Genomic DNA, 20,803 nt, shown 5'->3' with positions numbered 1-20,803 from the left:
GGCGCGCTGGCGCCTTGCCATAAATCTTGGTTTAGGTGACGTGCGCAAGAATTGGGGTGTTCAGGCTCACGGACAGCCACTAAAATAGCCGTATGGCGAAGCAGCCGAACCGAGCCTATTTCAGTGATCTCTTAATTCCGAGCAACAGCGATGTCTGACGCAAATTCCCGCGTCTTGGTCATCGACGACGACCCGGACCTACGTGCCTCGGTCGGTCGTCTGTTGCGTTCGGTCGGCATCGATTTTCAGCTCTTTGCGTCTATTTCCGATTTCCTCGGAGCCGAACTGCCCGATGTCCCCATCTGCTTGGTGCTGGATATCAGAATGCCGGGACAAAGCGGTCTCGATCTGCAACAGGAACTTGGTCGGGCAAAAAGGGACCTGCCGATCATCTTCATCACTGGGCATGGCGACATTCCGATGTCCGTCCAGGCGATGAAAAGGGGGGCCATTGAATTCCTGACCAAGCCATTCCGCGATCAGGACCTCCTCGACGCCATTCAAGTTGGCTTGTCACGCGATCGGGCGCGACGCGAAAGTGATCAAGCCCTGGCGGACCTGAAGAAGCGTTTCGCATCGCTGAGCCCGAGAGAACGCGAAATCTTGATCCAGGTGGCGCGCGGCCGTCTCAGCAAACAAATCGCGTACAATATCGGCATCGCGGAAGCCACCGTCAAAGTGCATCGCAGCAGAGCGATGCAGAAGATGAAGGCGGGTTCGCTTCCGGAGCTCGGGCAGATGGCCGACAAACTCAAGCTGATAGTCGACGAGCCGCTACGCTCCTAGGGCAATTCCAGGAAAAGGGCGCTGCAGTTTCCGTCCGGGATTGCGTAAAAACAAAGAGCTAGAGCGGGTCGGTCTCCATCAAACGCTGAACCGCTCCAAGTCGCAAAACCATCCACTTCGGGCGACACAATGGTCGCGCCGGCGGACCAGCGGTCTCCCAGGGCAACAATCTGGTGTGTGGCAGCAGCCGGGTTCGGTGACATCGTCGCGCGTCGCGCGTATAAACTTTGGCTTACGAGTCTCAACCACTTTGTCATCACCCGCTACCCGCGTGCAATAGCTGACACTCCCTCCAGACGGTCAATATCCTTACCTGTAAACCAGCTTTTAAACTCAACTTTCGAAGGACAAGTGAGGTTGCCATGCGCTCATCAAGCCTTCGCGAATTCGACGACTGCGACACCTGTCCAAGGGCCTCACGCATGAGGCCGGAGGAGGTTGTCGAAGAGTGGACCAGCGTTCGAAATTGCATCGGACACCGAGCCTGCCGTCCATATCTAAGCAAGGCGGGAAACCCGGGCACGTGAATGCAATGATGCTGTGTTCGATTCACCGACAGAACAACTCAAAGTGTTTAATCAAGCTATTTTGTACGTTTGCGATGCGCTGACGCATCGTGCATTCGAAGGGATGCGAAAGAATGGCCACGGGGGACATCAATCTCGGCCGCGTTTTTGACGCGCTATCAATCATGGTATGGATGGCCTTACCCGACGGGCAGATCGATTTTGTCAATCGATGCTGGTCGGAATTCATCGGCCTCGGCCTGGAAGATATCCGTGCATCGAAATGGCAAGCTTTCGTTCACCCGGAAGATCTTGAGCGGCTGCTTGAAAGATGGCGATTGATCGTGGCATCCGGCACGGCGGGGGAGATGGAGGCGCGTGTTGGTCGCTTCGACGGGCAGTATCATTGGATCAACTTCCAATGCAATCCAATCCGCGGCACGGCCGGAGACATTCTCAAATGGTGTGGAGTGGCCACAGACGTCGAGGATGCACGGCGCGCCGAGGAAAAGCTGCGGCGGCGTAGGCTTGATCTCCAGACAATCATCGACAGCATTCCAATTCCAGTCGCGGTAACGACACCTTCGGGCGAGGTCGAGGGACTCAATCAACTTACACTCGACTATTTCGGTAGAACGCTCGATGAACTCAAAGGTTGGAAGAGCTCGGACGTTGTGCACCCGGACGACCTGGAGCGGACGGTGGCCGCACAGTTGGAAGCGCATCGGACGAGCACTCCCTACAATGTCGAGAGCCGCCATCGTCGTGCCGACAATGTTTACCGCTGGTACAACGTTCTGGGGCTGCCTCTTCGGGATTCGCAAGGCGAGATCGTCCGCTGGCTTCACCTTTTGATCGACATCGATGATCGAAGACGAGCCGAGGATGCGCTACGTGAAAGCGAGCGGAATTCGAAGCTGATCGTCAACACCATCTCAGCAGGATTTTGCGTCTTGTCGCCAACCGGCGAAGTCGAGGCACTGAACGATCAATTGCTCGAATACTTCGGCAAATCGAAAAAGAAATTGAAGCATTGGCAAAACGCCGACGTGGTTCATCCTGATGACCGTCAGCGCATCACTCAAACGATCGAGCACTCGTTCGCGACAGGTGACCCATTCGATACGGAACAAAGACTTCGCGGAAAGGATGGCGTCTACCGTTGGTTTCGAGTTCGCGGTTTGCCTATCCGGGATACGGACAACCGGATCGTCCGGTGGTACGTCCTGCACATCGACATCGACGAAAAGAAACGGGCCGAGCAGGCTGTCGCAACCAGCGAACGCAATCTGAAAGCCATAGTCGACACCATTCCAGTGTTGGCCTGGTCCGCGCGCCCGGATGGATCCGCCGAGTTTTTCAACCAGCACTATCTCGATTATATCGGTCTATCCGACGAGCAGGCTCAGGGCTGGGGCTGGGCGGCCACGGTTCATCCAGATGATATGCCCGGGCTGGCCGGCACCTGGCAGGCCATATTGGCAGCGGGCGCCCCGGGCGAAGCAGAAGCGCGCCTTCGCCGCCACGATGGTGAGTATCGACTGTTCCTGTTCCGGGCTAATCCGCTGCGCGACGAGCACGGCACTGTCGTCAAATGGCATGGCGTCAATATTGACATCGAAGATCGCCGGCGCAGCGAAGAAAGTTTCCGTACCATCGTCGAAACCACGCCCGAATGCGTCAAAGTGGTCGCGCGTGATGGGACCGTGCTAAGGACCAATCAGGCTGGCGCGATAATGGCGGGCGTGCCCTCGCCTGACGTCGTGGTCGGACACAACTTCTTCGATTTCGTGGTTCCCGAGCATCGCGATCAATATCGTCTATTTCACGAGCGTGTCTGCGACGGACAGAAGGGCTTTCTGGAGTTTGACCTCGTCAGTCTGCAAGGCGTCCTCCGGCACGTCGAAACCCATGCTGCTCCCATGCTTGGCAGCGATGGCTCGGTCATGCAACTTGGAGTCACGCGCGACATTACCGAGCGGAAAAAGGCCGAGGAGAGATTGCGACGCAGTCAGGCCTTTTTGGCCGAAGGTCAGCAACTGGCTCGCATGGGAAATTTTTCGTGGTGCATCTCTGCAGGCGAGATCGTATGGTCGGAGCAACTTTACCGCATCTTTGCGTTCGATTCAAAAGACCCTGTGACGATGGAGCTAGTCGCATCGCGGCTCCATCCTGAGGATTTGCCACTCATGGCTGATTTTCTGGAACGTGCGCAATATGGCGCGCATGACTTGGATTATCAGCTTCGCATTTTGATGCCCGACCGCTCAGTCAAGTACCTGCATTTGATTGCGCATCTGGCACGGGATCATCCCGGTCGCCTGGAATACACCGGGGCCGTTATGGACATCACTCAGCGCCGGCTGGCAGAAGAAGCGCTCAGCAAGGCTCAATCGGAACTTGCCCACGTCACCAGGGTTACAAGTCTGGGAGTTTTGACAGCGTCGATCGCCCACGAGATCAATCAGCCACTCTCGGGTATTGTAACGAATGCCAGCACCTGCCTTCGCATGCTGTCTGCCGCCCCCCCAAACATAGCAATGGCGCAGGAGACCGCACGACGCACCATGCGCGATGGGAACCGCGCCGCTGAAATGATCGCACGATTGCGTTCGCTGTTTAGCAAGAAAACTGTCGAAATCGAACCGGTAGATCTCAACGAGGTGGCGCGCGAGGTGATCGCTTTGGCCAAAAACGACCTTCAGCGAGACAAGGTGGTTGTGCATACCGAACTTGCGAATGGCATCAGGCCTGTTGGCGGTGACCGTGTGCAGCTTCAGCAGGTGATCATGAACCTGCTGCGTAACGCATCCGATGCAATGGCCAGCGTCGTCGACCGCCCAAGACGCCTGCTTGTTCGAACGGAGCCGGCCGACAATGATCAGGTGAAGTTGATGGTGCAGGACGCGGGTGTTGGATTCGGGCCGGAGGGAACGACACGCCTGTTCGAGACTTTCTACACCACCAAAAGCGACGGCATGGGGATCGGCTTATCCATAAGTCGCTCGATCGTGGAAAGCCTCGGCGGGCGGCTATGGGCCGAAGCGAACGCCGGCCCGGGAGCCACATTCTCGTTCTCTATCCCGGAATATTCCGGGGACGGGGTGCAGGACAACTTTGCCATCCTCCCCTCCGTCCGCAATGGGCGAGGTTCAATGGAACTTCGTGCCAGTCATCATTGACGCCAAATCGGCACAATGTGGCTGGGTGCCTACGATGTGGATTGCGGTTCGGCTGCAGGACCCTTGGGTCGGCGGCGGTCGGCTATGTAGCCTCCATCCCACCAAGAGGTGACAAAGCCCGCATACGCGTCGGCGGCGTCCTCCCAAATGAAATGTCCTGCCTCAATGATCGCAAGATCACTGTTGGGCAGGCGTTCAACCAGGAACTCTGCATTGGCCAACGGAACAACCTGATCGTGACGGCCAGCAATCACGCGCACCGGAGTTGGTATCTGCCGCAGCAAGTCACGGAGTATCGGGAGGTCGCGAGGGTACGCCCGGACGTACTGCATCGATTCGGCAAAGCGGGTGCCTGCGTATGAAGCCAGGTAGTCCTCGAATGCAGCTTGCGAGAGTGTGTATCGTTCGAGCGTACTCGTGGCGGCGCGCACGATATCGCGGCCATCGATGCGACGATATGGATCCAGGGAAGGCGCCTCAACCCAGTCCTTCAGCACCCCGCCAAGTTGCAGGGGAACGGCAGTGCCGCCTGTCCCGACGATGATACTGCGGAATCTCTCAGGCGTGCGGGCGGCCGCGAAAAGCACCGCGGGAGTGCCAACGTCGGGTCCAACGACATGTGGTTGCTCCAGTCCCAATTCATCCGCCAGTCTTATGACGAATTCGCCCATCGCCGACGGTGACATCAGCGAGTCCCGTCGTTCCGACTGGCCAAACCCCGGCAAGTCGACCGCGATGAGATGTGCGTGCTCGGCAAGCCGCGACCATATCGCTTCGAAAGCGTATATGCTTTCGGGCCAGGGGCTGAGCAGGAGCGCTTGCACCTTGCCACGCTCTTTCGAGCTCTCGGCGATGCGGATGGACAACCCATCGATCGAATGAAACAGGGGCTGGATGGAAAGATGCGAAGCTTGCATGAGCTCATTCCTTCAAAATGAAGTCTCTCTTTTCAAAATCGCGACGCAGCATTTCAAATGAGCTGAAAACACGCAATTGCACAAAGGTATGCGCGACACCTTTGTATCGATTTCAGGAAAAAGGCGGAGGACACCGATGCCGAAGCACGGCTTTTGGTTGCGAGAGCCCCGGTTTGGAGACGGCGCGAAAGCGCCCCCTCAATGGTGAAAACTGAGCACAAGACACGTTCAGAGGTTGAACAAATGTCTGATCCTGGCGGTCAGATGCGGAACGGATTTCAGGGCCGCGCCGCCATGGCGTTGATCGAATTTGGACAGCTCGACAGCCGTTTTCTTCGACAGAAGGGCGCCGAGCTCGTCGGCGATGGCCGGTCGGTCCCGTATCAGCGGCGCCAGCCCCTCCTGGGTAATTTCGTACACGACGACGGCGGTGAGCGCGGTGATGGACCCGAACTCGCCCGCACCAGTCAGCAGACCACCCTCTCCGAAGAAGTCGCCCGGCGCTAGCCTCGTGAGTTCGGTCGTTTCGCCCGCCGGGTCGTCGCTCCGTCGTGTGACAATTGCGACACCGCTGCGCATGATCATCAGCGACTGCGACACGTTTTTCTGTTCGATCAGCACGTCGCCCTTGCGAAAGGTGCGACGCGTCATGGTCGAAGCGAGGGTCTCCTTCTCTTCCTCGGTCAGGTGGGCAAACAGCGGAACCACATCCAGCAATCGCAACTGCGTGGTACGCAAACCGGCTGGCACCGCGCCCGTGGCCGACGCGGCGGCTGTAACACCGCCATTCGCGGGCTGGGCAAGAACCAGTCCTGCAGCCTTGGCATGGCGGTAGATCAGATCGAATACTTCTGTTCTCGCCGTGCCCACGGCCGACACGTCGGCAACTCTGGACGTCACCTCCAACTCGACCGCATTCGCATCGAGAGCTGTCACGTGGATGCTGGGTTCGGGAAGCGTCAGGATTGAATTGCTGCTCAGCAGGACTGAACGCATCACCTCGACCATGGCCGATGGCGCGGTCGACGGTCGGAAGCGTACGCTAAGCGTCATGCCGTGGCTGGGCTCGGGACTGCTGAGATTGGTGAGCCTCGCTTTGGCGAGATCGCTATTGGGAACGATGACGAGATCATTGGCGCTGGTCAGCAGATGCGTTGCTCTCCAGTTTGTCTCGACAACCTTGCCTTCGACCGCATCGCCGAGGGCGAGCCAGTCACCGACCCTATAGGGCCTGTCAAGACTAAGCGCGATCCCGGAAAACACGTCACTCAAGGTGCTTTGCAGGGCAAGCCCAAGGATCAGCGCCACGATGCCGGACGTGGCAATCAACGTACCGACCGGCGCATTGAAAACATACGTCACGATGGACAGCACGGCGCCGATGTAGATCACGCCAACAATGAGATCCTGCAGGAATCGGCCTTCGCGGGCTCGCCCCTCGAAAATCAGAAAAACACGGACGACGCTGATCAGCGCCCATGCAGCGCTGGTCCACCATGTGATCTTGGCGAGCCCAAGGAAAAAACGCTGGAAGCTGGACGCGCCCGGCGGCTCCGGCGCGTACGGTACGATGTCGTGGGACATCAGAAGGATGGTGAGAACAGCCAACAACGCCAATTGGCCGATGAGGTGGAACCGGCGATTGCGAAGCATCACCCGTGTGGTGACGGCACCGATGACGGCAAGCGCTCCCGTCCTCACGATAGGGTCGGCGACCACCTGGGTGATGTCACCATAACTCGGCATTGGCTCCGGACTCCGTGCGCGGCTACTATTGCCTGAGAAGGTGCGACCACCGCCGCCGGTCATCTGGCGGCAGTTGAACGCCGGCAGAGACTCTAGGTGAACGAAAAGTCGCTCAGATCGGCGGCGATCATAGGCAGGTCGCGTACCAAGACGTCTTTCAAAAGGTCATTCATGGCTTGCAGCCGGGGATCCCGTTTGTTCGCGTCCGGCGCGTGAACCGTATTGGTGAGCTCGCGCGTATCGTCGCGGATTTTCTTGACCCGCAGTCATGGTGAGCGGGCAGAATGTCGTAGCGCTTCGGTCTCGCCTCTGGCCGAGTTCTCGACCACGACTTCACTGATTTGTACGATCGGCGTCCGATCGGTGAAATTGCGGATGTCGCCCGAGATCTCCTGGGCGTGCGGGCCATACGCGGACTGGTACGCCTGCACTGAATCGCAGAGCAGGTGACACGTTGCGACATACGTAGCCGGGATCTCTGCCATCCCGTCCGCCAGCTTCCTGTCGATCGCGTAATATTTCAAGGCCGGCCCCATCCTGCTCTTGATGAGCGGCAGGTGTTTGTCGCGATAATAGTCGTGATCGAACCGCGTCCCGAGGCTGGCGGGGTACATGACACTGACTTTGATCATCGCTTCTCTCCGTGGGTAATCATTCGGGCACTTGCACGTGGGGCGCTTTCGCCTGGGTCGCCACGGTTGTGACTTTGGCTTTTGACACGATGGCATGCGCCTGCTGGAGCGCATGGCGTGTCGGCCGGTTCGCGATATTGGCGCGCGCGAGTTCGAGCGCCCGTTTCAGGTTGTTTCCGCTGCCGGCGTAGAACTCCGCGGCATGGTCCGCGAATGCGAGCAAATGTGTCTCAAGAAGCTTTTCGAAGCCAAATCGTGCAGCCTCGAGCTGTGTCTCGGCCTCCTCGAATCTCTCTTGCGCGATCAAAACGTCGGCAAGACGCCACCGCACCTCCGGATCGCTGCTCGAGAGCACTGGCAGGAGTAGCGCCTCCACCTTACCAGTCCGGCCTTGACTGGCATGTATTTCCGCAAGGTGCACGCGGGCCCTCACATAGACCGGCACGTAAGCGATGGCGCGCCGATACCAGCGCGCGGCCAGATTGAGGTCCGGTACCGGATTGAGTTCACCCCACAACATGCCAAGCTGAAAGCAGACCCAGGCCGGCGGGAAAGGCGACGTGCCGGCATATGCATCAAATGCTTGCCGATACACCGCCTCCGCTTCGGTAAAGCGCTCCAGATCGGCAAGCACGGCACCGAGAGGCACGAGATCCTCCAGTCGCGCGCCTGCTCTTGCAATGCGGCGCCGGGCGTCAAGCACGCGGTCAAGCTCCATGCCACGGGCCTGGTCGATCGCCAACGCCTGGCGGTCTGCTGCCTCGCGCGGCGCGCCCAGCACGGTGGCGCGCGCCAAGTGCATCGTTGCGTCCGCGAAGCGATGCCCTGTCGAGGCTACCTCGGCCTGAACGAGTGCCGCCCGAAAGGATTCTTCCGCATCTGAAAGTCGCGCGGCGAGTGCTTCCAGGCGGTCGAGCGCTTCCACATCCCCAGCGAACTGGATCCTCAGCCTCTCCATATCCACGATGGCTTCGGCAATATCTGGAAGCGTCGGGTCTTGCCGGAAGCGCATCCATGCATGGCGGCGCGCACTTTCCAGGTTGATGGCCGCAATTTCCCCGTCGGTGGCCTGCGGCCAGGACGCTGTCGATGAAGCCGCCGCGCTCATGGCAAAATCAGGAGAGCGATGGCCGCGAACGAAATGGCGGCGCCGGTGACCTGTGCCAGTTGACGGCCCGTGGCCGGACCGGTCCTGCCAATCGCGATACCCAAACCAACGCCGGTCGCATGAAGCAGCACGGTGGCGCAAACGAAGCCGAGCCCGTAGGTCAGCCCCGACATGCTTTCCGGCATTTCTGTGCCATGAGCGTGACCATGAAAGATTGCGAAAAATCCAACAAGGAATGTGGCAACCAGCGTCGGCACGCTAAGCTGAAACGCGACGGCCAGACCCAGCACGATAACCGACATGGCGATGCCGATTTCCGCGAACGGTAGTTTGACGCCGGCCATGCCAGCGACGCCCGCTAGCGCCAAGACGGAAACAAACGTCAAAGGCACCAACCACCGCGCCCGGCCTCCCATATGAGCGGCGAACAAACCGACCGCGATCATTGCCAGAATATGGTCCATCCCGCTGAATGGATGTGTCCAGCCGGACGCAAAGCCGTGCGTGAGGCCAACAACGCCGGGATGAGCCGACGCAGCGACGGGCACGAAGACGATTGCGGCGGCGCAAGCCCCCAGGATAGCGCGGTTCATTGCCGTTCGGCCTCCAGTTCGGTTCAGTTCAATGATTGGGGTCATGTCGCACCTCCAAGCGGGATTTCAGGCTTCCCAGACCGGTTTTGAGCAGCGTCGCCACCCTGGCTCTCACGACGATATCGGGTTGATTGTCGGCCTGGTACTGCACGCTCCATTCGGCGACGCAACCGTCGCCCCTCGGCGTGACCTTTATCGTGCCGGTGTAATGGCAAGCGGGAATCCCGGCCACCAAGGTGTAGCGATAGAGCCGTTTCGCGTTGTCGACCTCCTCAAGCCGTTCGACGACTTCCCCGCCATCGCGCGTCTCGATCCTTCGGAGTTGACCAGTACCGGCGCCGGTCAGGCGAACCTGGGCGACCAACGGATGCCAGTCGAGGTTGAACTGTCCGATGACCGACCACACCGCGTCGGCGGCCGCCGCAAGCTCGACGCAATCATCGACGCTTTGCAGGTCTGTGTTGGGCATCGCGAAATACGGAAACACCTTCATGCCGGGCTTCGTCGCTTGGGTCGCCCCACCCTGGAGAAACTTCCGATCGTGGTTGACGAGCCAGGTGAGCAGGATGTCGATCACGTTCGCATCGATCGTGCGGCCACCGCCGGTCTGATAAGGTCGGCCGTAAAGCGTGCTCTTCTCGATTTCGAGATGGCTTTCGTCAGTGATCGGCTTCGCCACATCGAACAGCAGAAAATCGTCGAGGAAGATGTTGGCGTTGGCGGAGAGCGCTTCCGGCGTCCAATCGGCTTTGCCGTCACGCATGTCCCAGTCGGCGAAGCTGTCCTTCAGGCGCTGAAGGAAAAGCGGTTGCAGCTCTTTCGAAATCTCGAATGGCTTCTGCTGATTCCACAGGTCGCGGATGTCCTCCGCGCCCCGCAACCCGGGATTGGTGAGGCGAATATTCGTCTGCTCTGGCTTTCCGACCCAATCGATGCGGGCAACCGGATGTGAGACGTTGCCTGCCGGCGAGCGGGCGGGGACAGTCTCGGCGATCGCCCCGAACAATGAGCCGGCAGCGGGATTGAGTAGGCGATGTGTGTCGAACTCGACGACCACGCAGAGCACGTTGTCGTGCTGGAGCAGATTTGGAACCCTCCTGAGATCGGAGGCGATTACCGCGAGATAAAAGGGGTCGGAGCGCAGCCCGGCGAACACGCGCACATCGCCTTCCGGAGTCGATGCGCCCTTTTCGTTGTTCACAATGAGCGACAGTTCGCGACCGTCCGGCAAAGTGCACGTGCCGCGCTGGATGACATTTCCCGCGGCATCGCGCTCCAGCACCTCGAACCTGAAGCTGAAGCGAATTTCCTCGTGCGCAGGTTGAAACTTCGCCGCCTCGCCAACGCCGGCAACGGTCACGCGGCGAACTGCAATCGCGTGATCGATGACGTTCGAGAAGATCGCACTTTCGCCGGCGGAAGGGAAAACGCACATCGCAAGCACGGTGCGCACCGGGTTCTCCGGACTGATGAAGGCGAAGAGGTCGGTGACGTCGGCTGGGGGATCGCCGATCGAGCGCGGACCGTCAACATGATCTGACATCATCAACCTCCATTCATCGGCTCGGTCGCCACGACTTCAAGCCGACTCCAGCGGATGCGCCGGTTCATGCTGCTTGAACTCAGCGGCATGGAGATTGACGAAGTCGCGCATGCTCGTGGGTGCTTCGCCGGTGAGTTTGCGCAGGGTGTCCGTCATGCGGTCGTAACGCCCCTGCTTGGTCAGCTCAGTCATGGCTGAGAGATGCCTGATGACGAATTCAGGAAACCGCATCTGACGAAGGTTTTCGCTCCACCCTGGGAGTGGGACGTCGTGATATCGGATCGGCCGGCCGAGCGCCTCGGAGAAGAGACGCGCGTAGTGGTCCAGATCGGCCGATTCCGGCCCGGTCAAATCGTAGATCTGCCCGATATGCGGGGTGGGATCGTCGAGGATCACCGCCACCGCGCGCGCCACGTCCACCGCGGAGATCGGAGAGGTCTTGCCGCTGCCGAACGGCAGAGCCAACGCATCGGAGGCCCGCACACCGGCGGCGGCGAGTTGAAGAAAGAAGCCCTCAAGAAAGACTGTCGGCCGCATGGTGACAACCGGCAGTCCCGACCACGACAGAGCCTGCTCCGACAGCCAGTGCAGCTTGTGCTGCGGACTGTCGGTAGTCTCGCTAATGCTCATCTGGGAGACCGTCATCTGCGACATGTTCACGAACACCTCGACGCCGTAATGGCGCGCCACCGCGGCGGTGTTGAGTGTGGCTTCCAGGTAGGCCGCCGAGGTAGACATTCCAAAATAGATGCGCCGGCAGCCTTGGATGGCGCGATGCATCGAGGCAAGGTCCGTCAGGTCGCCCACAACGACCTCCGCGCCGATTCGTCGTAAGGCCTCGGCGCGCTCGTCCTCACGCCGAACCATGGCGCGCACCTTGTACCCCCTCGCGAGCAGAAATCCCGTGAGGTTGCGCCCGATGCCACCCACAGCGCCGGCTGCTCCGGTCACGAGAATCGGGTTGTTATGTCTATGTTTGGTCGTCATGTCGCTGGCCTTTGGATACATTCAAAAGACGAACTGGTGGGATCTCCGCGCCTGGGTCGAGTCACTTGCGATCCGCCGAAGCTCTAGTTCGAATATTCCCAGAAATCGTCTGGAATAGAGCTTCCCATGGCAGCCCGCATGGCATCCCGAAAAAGTTTCGCTGCGGGCATTGGACGAAAAGCTATTGCGCGATCGACGATGAGCCCCTCGTCGTTTTCTTCGATAATATCGAAGCTTTCCAGCTCGTGGCCCTGAATTTTTCCCTTCCATCTCAGCAGGGTTCTTCGGTCGTCCAGCTTCCACTCGCCCGTATAGGCACCTTCTCGTAGCGTGGTCGAGGTCGCGAAGATCTTTGCAACGACAGCACGACCCTCGATGGCCCGAATTAATACTGGGCTGTGAAAAACAACATTTGCAGCGAGAATTGTCTCGTAGTCAGCCACGGTGGCGTGGCCTGACTCCCGAAGTTTTCGAATTGTATGCATGGCGGATGATCCTTTCGATGGGTAACGATCCCACGGTTGCTTCTTGGTGATGTTGGCGGGTCAAGCCGGCATCACCCGTCTTAAAAAGCCCCGTCAGGAGACAACAACATGGTTGGACATCTTACCGTCCCTTCAAGCCGCAACGCGGATCAGCTTTTTGTTCACAAATTCGCCGATGCCCAGATGCGATAGCTCGCGGCCATACCCGGAGTTCTTCACGCCCCCGAACGGGAGGTCAGCTGCGGTGCCGGTCACCTCGTTGATGAAAACCATTCCGGACTCGATCTGGCGCGCAACGCGTTTTGCGCGTTCGATGTCTTTGGCAATCACCGTCGCACCGAGGCCGAAGGGTGAATCATTGGCCAGTTGCACGGCCTCTTCGTCACTCTTGACGCGAAAGACCATGGCGACCGGGGCGAAGAACTCCTGTCGATAGGCGGGATTGTCCGGCTTTACGTCGACGAGGATAGTAGGGGCGAGGAAGAACCCGCGCTGATCGAGCTTCTTTCCGCCCAGCAACACCTTGGCGCCCCTTATAACTGCAGTGTCGATCTGGTTCAGGACGCTGTTGAGCGCTCCGTCCGTACAAAGGGGCGCCAGCGAGGTTTCAGGGTCCATGGGATCGCCAGGCTGCAGTTTCTCAAACCCGGCCTTGAATCCGTCAAGGAACGCGTCGGCCATGCTTTCCGGAACGATGAAGCGCTTTGCCGCGATGCAGGTTTGACCGGCGTTTTTCATTCGACCGAACACGGCCAATTCCACGGCCGTGTCGAGGTCGGCATCATCAAGGACGATGAATGGGTCGCTGCCGCCGAGTTCCATCGTGCTCTTCTTCAATGCCTGGCCTGCTTCGGAAGCGACTGCCGACCCCGCCCTTTCACTGCCGGTCAGCGCAACGCCCCTGATCCGTCCATCTGCGATGATCTGTGCCGCTTGCTCGTTGGTCGCAAACACATTTGTCCAGGTTCCTTCCGGAGCGCCGGCGTCGAGAAAAAGCTTCTCGAACGCCAGCGCGCATTTCGGCACATTCGGAGCATGCTTGCAGATGATGGTGTTGCCGAGCATCAGGTTCGGCGCCGCTACGCGAACCAACTGATAGTAAGGGTAGTTCCAGGGCTCGATGCAGAAAAGCACGCCCAACGGCGCGTTCTCGATAAAGGCCTCCCCGTTTCTGACCGGGAGTTTCTCCGGAGCAAGGAACGCATCCGCGTTATCCGCAAAGTAGTCGAGGATGTCTGCACACAGCCCGACCTCGGACCGCGCTTCTCGGAACAACTTGCCCATCTCGAGAGTGCTGAGTTTGGCGTATCTCTCGACGTCGTCGCGCAGAATCGAGGCCGCCTTCTTGACGACAGCTTTGCGAGCCGCAAGCGGTCTCCGGCTCCAGTCGGTCGCGTATACCGTCTCCGCTTTGGCGATAATCGTTTCGATTTCGCCATCAGTGTGCAGCGGGAATGTTTGAACCAGATGCTCGGTGTAGGGATTAATCGTTTGATACAGCATGGAAGGCTACCTCTCCTTTGGGTTGCCGTTCTCAGCCACCCTGATTCCCGATCCACTTCAATGCGGACATGCTCGGCATGAAGAAATACTCGCCGCCCTTGAGCACGTTGAACGTTTGGATGCCGTGGACGCGCCGGCGGACGGGCGCCTTCGGGATCGTGAAGGTCGCGTCTTCCGGTTGAAGCCCGACGATCGGATCGCGCTCGTTGTTCGCGCCGATGAAATCGCCGTCGTTGATCCACTCCTTTTGCAGGAATTCGATCGTGTCCATCGCCTTGGCGCTCATGAACAGGAAGACGGCGCCGCGCGGCACGTGATCGTCTTCGTCGGACAGTTGGTTCGGGTCGTAGGGCCGTCCGTAGGTCGTGCCGCGCCGGATCAGGCGATGGATGTTGACGTCAGTCAGCCGCTGAAGCTGCGTGTCCCTCGGATTCATGCGCCGGATGTGGGAGCTAAAGGGTATCTGCTGGCCCCGGGAATCGCTCGCATAGTCGAAATCGTTGTTGCGTTGTGGATCGGCGCCGAGCGCTGGATTGTCCTTGTCAGGCGCCAGTGCCAGCGGCGCGCCGCTGCGCCAGCGGCCGACCAGCTTGGCGGCCAGCAATTCCCGCTCTTCCTCAGTGCTACCGTGCTCCCGCAGGAAGCGATTGAACGAGGCGACGAGCGAATGATACTTGCGATAGCCGACATAGGTTCCATTGCGACCAAGGATATCGGGTTGCGGCATCGGCAACGGGACGCCGGTCTCGCCGGGGTATCCCAGGATGAACTCCCCCGCCTTGATCGGGCGGCCCTGGCCCGGTAGCGGATCGACGCCGCTGCCCTCGACCGGCGGCTGGTCGATGCCGTCCTTATAACCCAGCGAATTGCGGTCATCCGGTTGGGCGCCGAAATCCTGCATCACCACGACGCTGACGCCCGAGAAGCCCTCGTACTGATCGCGTGCGACAGCAAGCGCGCGCTGGCGCATCTCCTCGGTATCGCTGAATGCACTGATCCCGATGTGGACCTGAGCGTTGCCGTACGGCGCATCCCAGTGTTTCGGATCGTTCAGATCCACATCGCCAAGTTCCTTGGCGCGGGCTGCCATCCCAACACGGAACGTTTCGGGAAAGCTCTGCAGGGAGTCTTGGGGGAGACCCAGTGCTTCCAGGCCCGCATAAGTGATCCCAACCCCGAGCCAGGCATTTGCGGCGATCCGCCAGCCGGCGGCAGAGTCGACGTAAGGTGTCAGCCGCCGAAGAAAGGCCCGGCCCGCCGCCGCATCATCGACCCGCAGCAGAATGTGCATGCCGAAATATGGCGCCGGCCTCTGCCTGAGCACAGTTGCCTGGATCTCATGCAGATCGAGCGTTGGAACGTGCGCCGGCAGGTTCTCGCCGACGGAGTCCTTGATGGACAACATGGACTTATTCCTTACGAGCCTGAGGAGTTGCGTTCCGCATGGACCCAAGCGAGTTCGCGGCTGCGGCTATCCGATTTCATCGAGGAATTCGTCGACGGCCTTGCCGAGCTTTTCGAGCCTTCTTGCCTCCGGGACGGTGAGGTTCGGCGAAGCGACATACCAGGCGTCAGCAGTAATCTGATTGCCAGCGATCCAGTCCTTGATCGCGGGATCATGCATCCCCTTTGGCGGATATCCCACCATATTGCTGAATAGGACGTCGAGCGCGTCGGGAATCTTGGTAGAGAAGTCGTCGATATAGGCGTCCCAGTCGCCGTCATACGTTGTGGCAAACAGCAGCCTCGTGTCGTTATCGAGGAATACGAAGCGCATGTCGTGCAAGGTACCCACCTTGTCCGCGCCCTGGAAATTGCCGCCCAAGACTTTGAGCAGAGCCCGGAGCCGCTTGGCGCCTCCCGGTGCAAAGGTGACAATCGACGTGAGTTCGGACACTTTGCCCTGACGCAGCCCGGTACGCCCTGCGCTCGCGGCTCTCTGCTGCCCATCAGCGGCCGCGGTGCTGAGTTCGGCGACCATCTTTTCAAGTCCGATGCGGCCCACCTCCGGCGCGTCGGCGTAAAGCCCGCGTACCTTGTCGATCAAGTCAGCGACCGTCTCGTGTTCCGACATCGTGCGTGCCTGTGCTTGCGCTGCCATTGTACTTCTCTCTTTGCGTTTCGGTGGTTCGTCCCCTCGCGATCGCCTAGCCGATCTTGTCCAGGAATTCGTCCACGGCCTTGCCGATGCGCTGGAGCCGCTGAATCTCGGCTACCGTCAGATCCGGATAGGCGACATACCAGCCCTCCGCCGTGATCTGGTGCTTGACGAGGTAGTCCTTCGCTCCCGGGCTGCGAATGCCGGGCCAGCCATCCCAAGCGGAGTCGATGATGTCGAGATAGTCGGGAATTTTCGCCACGAAGTCGTCGATATAGGTGTCCCAATCGCCATCGTAGGCCGTGGCGAAAAGCAGTCTCGTGTCGTTATCGAAGAACACGAAGCGCATGGTGTGAAGCGTGCCGACCTTGTCGGCGCCTTGCGAAAGGTTGCCACCCAATAGCCTCAGGAACGCGCGCAAACGCTGCGCGCCACCTTGTGCGAGCGGGACGATGATCGTCAGCTCAGAGATCTTGCCGAGGCGCGCGCCGACACGACCGGCGCTTTCTATCGGCGGCGGCGGATCCGAAGCTTGGGACTTCAGCACTTGAACTGCGTTCTCCAGTGCCTTCTTGCCGATCTCCGGTGCATCAGCGAACAGTTCCCGGAACTGCTGGATCTTCTTCTCGACCGTCGAGTCCTGTTCTGGTTTAAGTGCGGTGGCGGTGGCCATTTGAATCTCCCGGTTGTCAGCCTTGGCCTCTAATTGGCCCCGAAAGTGCCGCAGGGACCAGTAAAGCCATGCAAATCGCGCCAAATTCTTGCTAAGGTTACGCTGGATCGGGGTGCGTCGGATCAGATACGCTTCGTCTTGAGGGATCCCGGATCAGAGCCTGCACTGGCGTGGCGCGCCGCTGATGAAAGTGCTCCGGCCATATTGGAAATGGTCACGGGGAGCCGCAGGCCCAGCTGCCGCCAGGCAGTCGACGGGTGCTGGTCTCAGCGACGCCCAATTGGCTCGCCGTGGAGACTGCCGGGATCACATGTCGGCATTTGCGCCAGCGCAGGCCAAATTCACGCGAGATAGCCGGAAACGCCGTCCCACAACAATTTCAACGCCGTCACGACCAGCAATCCGTAGCAGGCCCTGTAAAGCTGACGTTGGTCCAACCTTCCGTGCATCCGCCAACCAAGCCAGACCCCGGCGGGGATGGCAGGCAGGCAAGCCGCCATCAATATCCAGACGTTGCCTTCCGGTTTCACCAGCAGCAGCCACGGCATCGCTTTGGTCGCGTTGCCGACAGTGAAGAACAGGCTCGTCGTGCCCGCGTAGACTTCCTTGCCGAGGCCAAGCGGCAATAGATACATCGCAAGCGGAGGTCCGCCCGAATGCGCCACCATGGTGGTGATGCCCGATGCCAGACCGGCGGCAACTGCCTTTGCCGACGAACGCGGACGGATACTCACAGTCGCGCCTCCGACAAACCATAGACCGACAAAGAGCAGGGTGATGGCCGCCATCACGATCGCTATGGCGCGGTGGTCCAGGACACGAAACAGCAGATAGCCCAGCGCTATCCCGATCACGAGTCCCGGTAACAGCAGCACAAGGTCCTGCTTCGACCAGGTCGAGGGCTTCCAATAGCGCAACGCGAACAGGTCCATCGCGATGAACAGCGGCGCGAGGAGGCCACCGGCTGTCACCGGGTCCATCACGATCGACAGCAGCGGAATGCCAATGATGGCGAAGCCGCCGCCGAAGGCACCTCTCATGAAACTGATCAGAAACACCCCGACAGAGGCGACAAGAACCGTGGCAGCCGTCAATTCCAAGCGTCCGCCTCCAAAGAAATATTCAAGTTCCATGGGGCGCGTCGTTACTTTGCCGGCTACCGACGAGACTCCCATGCAATCGTTGACGCGCCCATGCGGATTTGAATGTCGCCTCCGACCTCCCGCGCTTCGTAGACGTTGAGCGGCCTGATCGCCGGGCCGTCGATCACCGCTCCGGTCGGAATGTCGAACCGGGAGCCGTGGCATTGGCACATGACGGTCTTCCCGGTGAGCTGGCCGCCGGACAGCGGGCATGCCTGCGGAGCGCACGTGCACAGGTCGTCGAACGCGTAAAGGCGATCGTCAATCCGCACGAGAGAAATTCGCAGTTTGTGATCGTCCAGATAATAGGGGACGACCAGGTTGTTGGGGATCGCGACGCCCGGCCCGATCGAAAGCAGAATATCAGCAGCGAGCGTCGCCATCGCCTTCTCCTTCAACGGGTTCAATAAGGATACTCGGGGATGATGTCGGACTTCTTGGCGTCGAGGCGCAACTCGCCTGGAGCCCCGGCGGGCACGAACGGGCGGTGCGGCATGATCGGGGCGAGGCGTATATAGCCGGCCCCCAGCGGAGGCCTTGTGTCCGGATCTCCCTTGTTCGGCCAGAGCGACATTGCGCGCTCGGCAAGAGCCGTGATCGTGAGCGACGGGTTCACACCGGGATTGGCCGGCATCACGCTCCCGTCCATGACGTGAAGCCCGGGCTGCCCGAACACGCGTTGATAGGGATCGACAGCGCCAGTCATAATGCTGTCGCCAAGCGGAATCCCGCCAGTGAAATGGGCCGTGGCCGTGCGGTTGATGACCTCGGTGACCAGCGCCCCTTCGCCGCTGTCCATTTTCTTTGCCAGTCGGTCGGCGAACTCCTCGACGACCGGAATGTGCACCGAGGGCGGCGCCCCGGAGCCGCGCCGGCTCCGCAACAGGCCGTCGTGCCAGTACAGGTCGATCGACGTATCGGTCGTCTGCATGCACAGCATGATGGCCGCCCGCTCTGGCCAGTGACGCGGATCCGCGACGCCAAGCACCTGGGCCGGGTGTTCGACCAACTCCTTGAGCCACGACAGCGTCGGATGCTTTTGCTCGCCATGCTGATGGTGGGTGAAAAGGAGCGCGAATAGCGAGCTCCCGGTCCCGTAGTAGACGGGCTCGATGCTCGTCACCGGATCTGGCCAGACGCCGCAAGTGATTGCGACAGATCCCGGCGTGATGTGAATCTTTTCCGGATCGCGCTTCCATTGTCCGTAAGGCCGGGTGATCTCGAGGAGCTGTTCGGAATTCGTCCGTGCCCGTTTGCCCAGCTCACTCGATAGACCCCTCAAGCGGCCTTCATGCTGCGTGTGATGAAGGAGCTTCGACGAGCCATACGCGTGGGCAGCGACGATCACCTGCTCGGCGGTGTATGTGTGGCGGTGCAGATGCGCCGCGCGCTGGGCCCAACCGGGATGGCGCGCATGCACCTCGAACCCGTCACCATCGAGCGGGGAGAGGTCGTAAACTTCGTGCAGCTCATGGATCTCCGCGCCGAGCTTTTCCGCCAGATAGAGATAGTTGGTCGTCACCTTGTTCTTGGCGTTGTGGCCACACCCGACTTGGCAGTTGCCGCATGAAATGCATCCGGTGCGCCGAGGTCCGACACCGCCGAAATACGGATCATCCTCCTCGACGCCCGGCCGACCGAAGTACACCCCCACCGGTGTCTTGTTGAAGGTTTCCCCTCTCCCCATCTCGGTCGCGACCTGCTGCATGTAGCGATCGACGTCGGTCGGCATGTACGGGTAGCGAACGACGCCGAGCATCCGCCTTGCCTGGTCGTAACAAGGCGCCAGTTCGTCGGCCCAGTCGGTGATACCTGCCCATCCTGGCGCATCGAAGAACTTTTTCGGAGGGACATAGAGGGTGTTGCCATAGACATGCGAGCCGCCGCCGACGCCCGACCCACAGAGGAGGAGCACGTCGTCCAGATACTCCATCCTCTGGATCCCGTATAACTCTGCGGCGGGGAACCACAGATAGTCCTTCAGATCCCAGTTGGTCTTCGCAATGTCTTCGTCTTTCCAGCGCCGGCCGGCCTCCATGACGCCCACACGGTAGCCCTTCTCGGCGGCGCGGAACGCGGCAACGCTTCCACCGAACCCGGAGCCGATGATCACCACATCATAGTCGAAGGTGGCCATGAACACTTTCCTTCCGGCTTGTTGGTGGACCCGATGATCTAGCACTCAGGTCCCGAGGAGGGCCCGATCGGGGTCGGGCGGCTGGAATAAACCGCGGCTGCGCTACGTGGGGCCGCGGTCTGAAAATGTGGCGGTTTCCAGGCACCCTCCAAGCTTCGGCGCCGTTCGACTTACAATCGCAAGCGGCGTTCTTCGGTGATGCGCCTCGGCGACCGAGGCTACGAACTTGTAGCCACGCCCGGGGATGTTGATGATGAAGCGGTTTCCGTCTCGTCCGTCACGCAGCGTCCTGCGCAATGCGGAAATATGGACCGTCAAATTGGCGGGCCCCACAAAGACATCGGGCCAAACGCGCGCCATCAATTCTTGCTTGCTAATCAATTCGCCAGGACGTTCGAGCAAGGCAATCAGGATTTCCAGCGCGCGGCTTCCCAACGGCGCTGGTCTGTCGCCCTCCAGCAGAAGAAACTGTGCCGGAAGCAGACGAAATGGCCCGAATGAAACTTCGGTTGGCGCGGTGCGAACCGGCTCGGCTCCGTTCGTCAAGAGTGGCCCCTCCACGTCCGGAGTTTGAACGACGCGTCCATCATGAAGCCCCTGCTCGCGATGGAATTCAGACACCGCCGGCGCCTGGGGCCAGCGCGAATATCCGAAGTCCGGTGCTGATCCTGATGCGCGCATGGTGATCTCGTTTTGGAAACCAGGTTTGAGACAAAGATGTTCGTGGGCGTAATCTGATCGTTTGAGGGGGCGCGAGCAATTGCA

Annotated in this window: 18 protein-coding genes; 2 read left to right on the top strand and 16 right to left on the bottom strand. The window is 60.0% G+C overall.

Annotation, left to right across the window (positions count from 1 at the left end):
* Positions 1 to 150 precede the first annotated feature (150 nt).
* Positions 151 to 786, top strand: coding sequence for a response regulator (locus FJ934_RS08370; protein WP_140608619.1), 636 nt, complete (start codon positions 151 to 153; stop codon positions 784 to 786).
* A 640-nt stretch (positions 787 to 1,426) separates the two neighbouring features.
* A complete protein-coding gene (locus tag FJ934_RS08365) occupies positions 1,427 to 4,474 on the top strand; it encodes a PAS domain S-box protein (protein WP_140608617.1) in 3,048 nt (1,015 codons plus the stop codon).
* Positions 4,475 to 4,503: 29 nt separating this feature from the next.
* Here the strand turns inward: FJ934_RS08365 and FJ934_RS08360 are convergent, their stop codons facing one another.
* From FJ934_RS08360 to FJ934_RS08285, 16 genes are all read right to left on the bottom strand, one after another.
* Positions 4,504 to 5,391: an alpha/beta hydrolase gene (locus tag FJ934_RS08360; RefSeq protein WP_140608615.1), complete on the bottom strand. Its 888-nt coding sequence runs from the start codon at positions 5,389 to 5,391 to the stop codon at positions 4,504 to 4,506.
* A 228-nt stretch (positions 5,392 to 5,619) separates the two neighbouring features.
* Positions 5,620 to 7,137 (bottom strand): mechanosensitive ion channel family protein, encoded by a 1,518-nt coding sequence (locus FJ934_RS08355; protein WP_140608612.1) that lies wholly within the window; start codon positions 7,135 to 7,137, stop codon positions 5,620 to 5,622.
* Between the two features lie 266 nt (positions 7,138 to 7,403).
* On the bottom strand, positions 7,404 to 7,769 hold the full coding sequence (locus FJ934_RS08350; RefSeq protein ID WP_140608610.1) for an EthD family reductase: 366 nt from the start codon (positions 7,767 to 7,769) through the stop codon (positions 7,404 to 7,406).
* Between the two features lie 19 nt (positions 7,770 to 7,788).
* The gene (locus tag FJ934_RS08345) at positions 7,789 to 8,877 is read right to left on the bottom strand and encodes a hypothetical protein (RefSeq protein ID WP_140608608.1); all 1,089 of its coding nucleotides are present in this window, start codon (positions 8,875 to 8,877) and stop codon (positions 7,789 to 7,791) included.
* Positions 8,874 to 9,515: a HupE/UreJ family protein gene (locus tag FJ934_RS08340; protein WP_246671459.1), complete on the bottom strand. Its 642-nt coding sequence runs from the start codon at positions 9,513 to 9,515 to the stop codon at positions 8,874 to 8,876. Before FJ934_RS08340 ends, FJ934_RS08345 begins: the two co-directional genes overlap by 4 nt.
* Positions 9,499 to 11,016 (bottom strand): DUF4331 family protein, encoded by a 1,518-nt coding sequence (locus FJ934_RS08335; RefSeq protein WP_246671464.1) that lies wholly within the window; start codon positions 11,014 to 11,016, stop codon positions 9,499 to 9,501. The genes FJ934_RS08340 and FJ934_RS08335 overlap by 17 nt, the downstream gene beginning before the upstream one ends.
* 33 nt (positions 11,017 to 11,049) lie before the next feature.
* The gene (locus FJ934_RS08330; RefSeq protein ID WP_140608604.1) at positions 11,050 to 12,000 is read right to left on the bottom strand and encodes an NAD(P)H-binding protein; all 951 of its coding nucleotides are present in this window, start codon (positions 11,998 to 12,000) and stop codon (positions 11,050 to 11,052) included.
* Between the two features lie 83 nt (positions 12,001 to 12,083).
* Entirely contained in the window at positions 12,084 to 12,443 is a 360-nt protein-coding gene (locus FJ934_RS08325; RefSeq protein ID WP_246671458.1) for a hypothetical protein, read from the bottom strand.
* A 174-nt stretch (positions 12,444 to 12,617) separates the two neighbouring features.
* Positions 12,618 to 13,988 carry an NAD-dependent succinate-semialdehyde dehydrogenase gene (locus FJ934_RS08320; protein ID WP_140608600.1) on the bottom strand — a complete coding sequence of 457 codons (1,371 nt, stop codon included), beginning with the start codon at positions 13,986 to 13,988 and terminating at the stop codon, positions 12,618 to 12,620.
* A gap of 31 nt (positions 13,989 to 14,019) precedes the next feature.
* Positions 14,020 to 15,393: a peroxidase gene (locus FJ934_RS08315; protein WP_140608597.1), complete on the bottom strand. Its 1,374-nt coding sequence runs from the start codon at positions 15,391 to 15,393 to the stop codon at positions 14,020 to 14,022.
* A 66-nt stretch (positions 15,394 to 15,459) separates the two neighbouring features.
* On the bottom strand, positions 15,460 to 16,089 hold the full coding sequence (locus FJ934_RS08310; RefSeq protein ID WP_140608595.1) for a hypothetical protein: 630 nt from the start codon (positions 16,087 to 16,089) through the stop codon (positions 15,460 to 15,462).
* A 46-nt stretch (positions 16,090 to 16,135) separates the two neighbouring features.
* Positions 16,136 to 16,759 carry a hypothetical protein gene (locus FJ934_RS08305; protein WP_140608593.1) on the bottom strand — a complete coding sequence of 208 codons (624 nt, stop codon included), beginning with the start codon at positions 16,757 to 16,759 and terminating at the stop codon, positions 16,136 to 16,138.
* Between the two features lie 341 nt (positions 16,760 to 17,100).
* Positions 17,101 to 17,859, bottom strand: a complete 759-nt coding sequence (locus tag FJ934_RS08300; RefSeq protein ID WP_210241952.1) for a sulfite exporter TauE/SafE family protein — start codon at positions 17,857 to 17,859, stop codon at positions 17,101 to 17,103.
* 56 nt (positions 17,860 to 17,915) lie between these two features.
* Positions 17,916 to 18,284, bottom strand: a complete 369-nt coding sequence (locus tag FJ934_RS08295) for a Rieske (2Fe-2S) protein (protein ID WP_140608589.1) — start codon at positions 18,282 to 18,284, stop codon at positions 17,916 to 17,918.
* Positions 18,285 to 18,304: 20 nt separating this feature from the next.
* Positions 18,305 to 20,038: a GMC family oxidoreductase gene (locus tag FJ934_RS08290; RefSeq protein ID WP_140608587.1), complete on the bottom strand. Its 1,734-nt coding sequence runs from the start codon at positions 20,036 to 20,038 to the stop codon at positions 18,305 to 18,307.
* A gap of 102 nt (positions 20,039 to 20,140) precedes the next feature.
* A complete protein-coding gene (locus FJ934_RS08285) occupies positions 20,141 to 20,719 on the bottom strand; it encodes a transcriptional regulator (RefSeq protein WP_140608585.1) in 579 nt (192 codons plus the stop codon).
* Positions 20,720 to 20,803 lie beyond the last annotated feature (84 nt).

The sequence above is a fragment of the Mesorhizobium sp. B2-4-12 genome (genome assembly GCF_006441575.1).
GTDB lineage: Bacteria > Pseudomonadota > Alphaproteobacteria > Rhizobiales > Rhizobiaceae > Mesorhizobium.
Note: the sequence above shows the minus strand (reverse complement) of the source record. Positions and strands in the feature narration are given on the sequence as shown.

What these genes read in the sequence shown, in the direction of transcription:
- FJ934_RS08370 (WP_140608619.1), top strand. Translation starts at nt 151, where the DNA reads ATGTCTGACGCAAATTCCCGCGTCTTGGTCATCGACGACGACCCGGAC.
- FJ934_RS08365 (WP_140608617.1), top strand. Translation starts at nt 1,427, where the DNA reads ATGGCCACGGGGGACATCAATCTCGGCCGCGTTTTTGACGCGCTATCA.
- FJ934_RS08360 (WP_140608615.1), bottom strand. Translation starts at nt 5,391, where the DNA reads ATGCAAGCTTCGCATCTTTCCATCCAGCCCCTGTTTCATTCGATCGAT.
- FJ934_RS08355 (WP_140608612.1), bottom strand. Translation starts at nt 7,137, where the DNA reads ATGCCGAGTTATGGTGACATCACCCAGGTGGTCGCCGACCCTATCGTG.
- FJ934_RS08350 (WP_140608610.1), bottom strand. Translation starts at nt 7,769, where the DNA reads ATGATCAAAGTCAGTGTCATGTACCCCGCCAGCCTCGGGACGCGGTTC.
- FJ934_RS08345 (WP_140608608.1), bottom strand. Translation starts at nt 8,877, where the DNA reads ATGAGCGCGGCGGCTTCATCGACAGCGTCCTGGCCGCAGGCCACCGAC.
- FJ934_RS08340 (WP_246671459.1), bottom strand. Translation starts at nt 9,515, where the DNA reads ATGACCCCAATCATTGAACTGAACCGAACTGGAGGCCGAACGGCAATG.
- FJ934_RS08335 (WP_246671464.1), bottom strand. Translation starts at nt 11,016, where the DNA reads ATGATGTCAGATCATGTTGACGGTCCGCGCTCGATCGGCGATCCCCCA.
- FJ934_RS08330 (WP_140608604.1), bottom strand. Translation starts at nt 12,000, where the DNA reads ATGACGACCAAACATAGACATAACAACCCGATTCTCGTGACCGGAGCA.
- FJ934_RS08320 (WP_140608600.1), bottom strand. Translation starts at nt 13,988, where the DNA reads ATGCTGTATCAAACGATTAATCCCTACACCGAGCATCTGGTTCAAACA.
- FJ934_RS08315 (WP_140608597.1), bottom strand. Translation starts at nt 15,393, where the DNA reads ATGTTGTCCATCAAGGACTCCGTCGGCGAGAACCTGCCGGCGCACGTT.
- FJ934_RS08310 (WP_140608595.1), bottom strand. Translation starts at nt 16,089, where the DNA reads ATGGCAGCGCAAGCACAGGCACGCACGATGTCGGAACACGAGACGGTC.
- FJ934_RS08305 (WP_140608593.1), bottom strand. Translation starts at nt 16,759, where the DNA reads ATGGCCACCGCCACCGCACTTAAACCAGAACAGGACTCGACGGTCGAG.
- FJ934_RS08295 (WP_140608589.1), bottom strand. Translation starts at nt 18,284, where the DNA reads ATGGCGACGCTCGCTGCTGATATTCTGCTTTCGATCGGGCCGGGCGTC.
- FJ934_RS08290 (WP_140608587.1), bottom strand. Translation starts at nt 20,038, where the DNA reads ATGGCCACCTTCGACTATGATGTGGTGATCATCGGCTCCGGGTTCGGT.
- FJ934_RS08285 (WP_140608585.1), bottom strand. Translation starts at nt 20,719, where the DNA reads ATGCGCGCATCAGGATCAGCACCGGACTTCGGATATTCGCGCTGGCCC.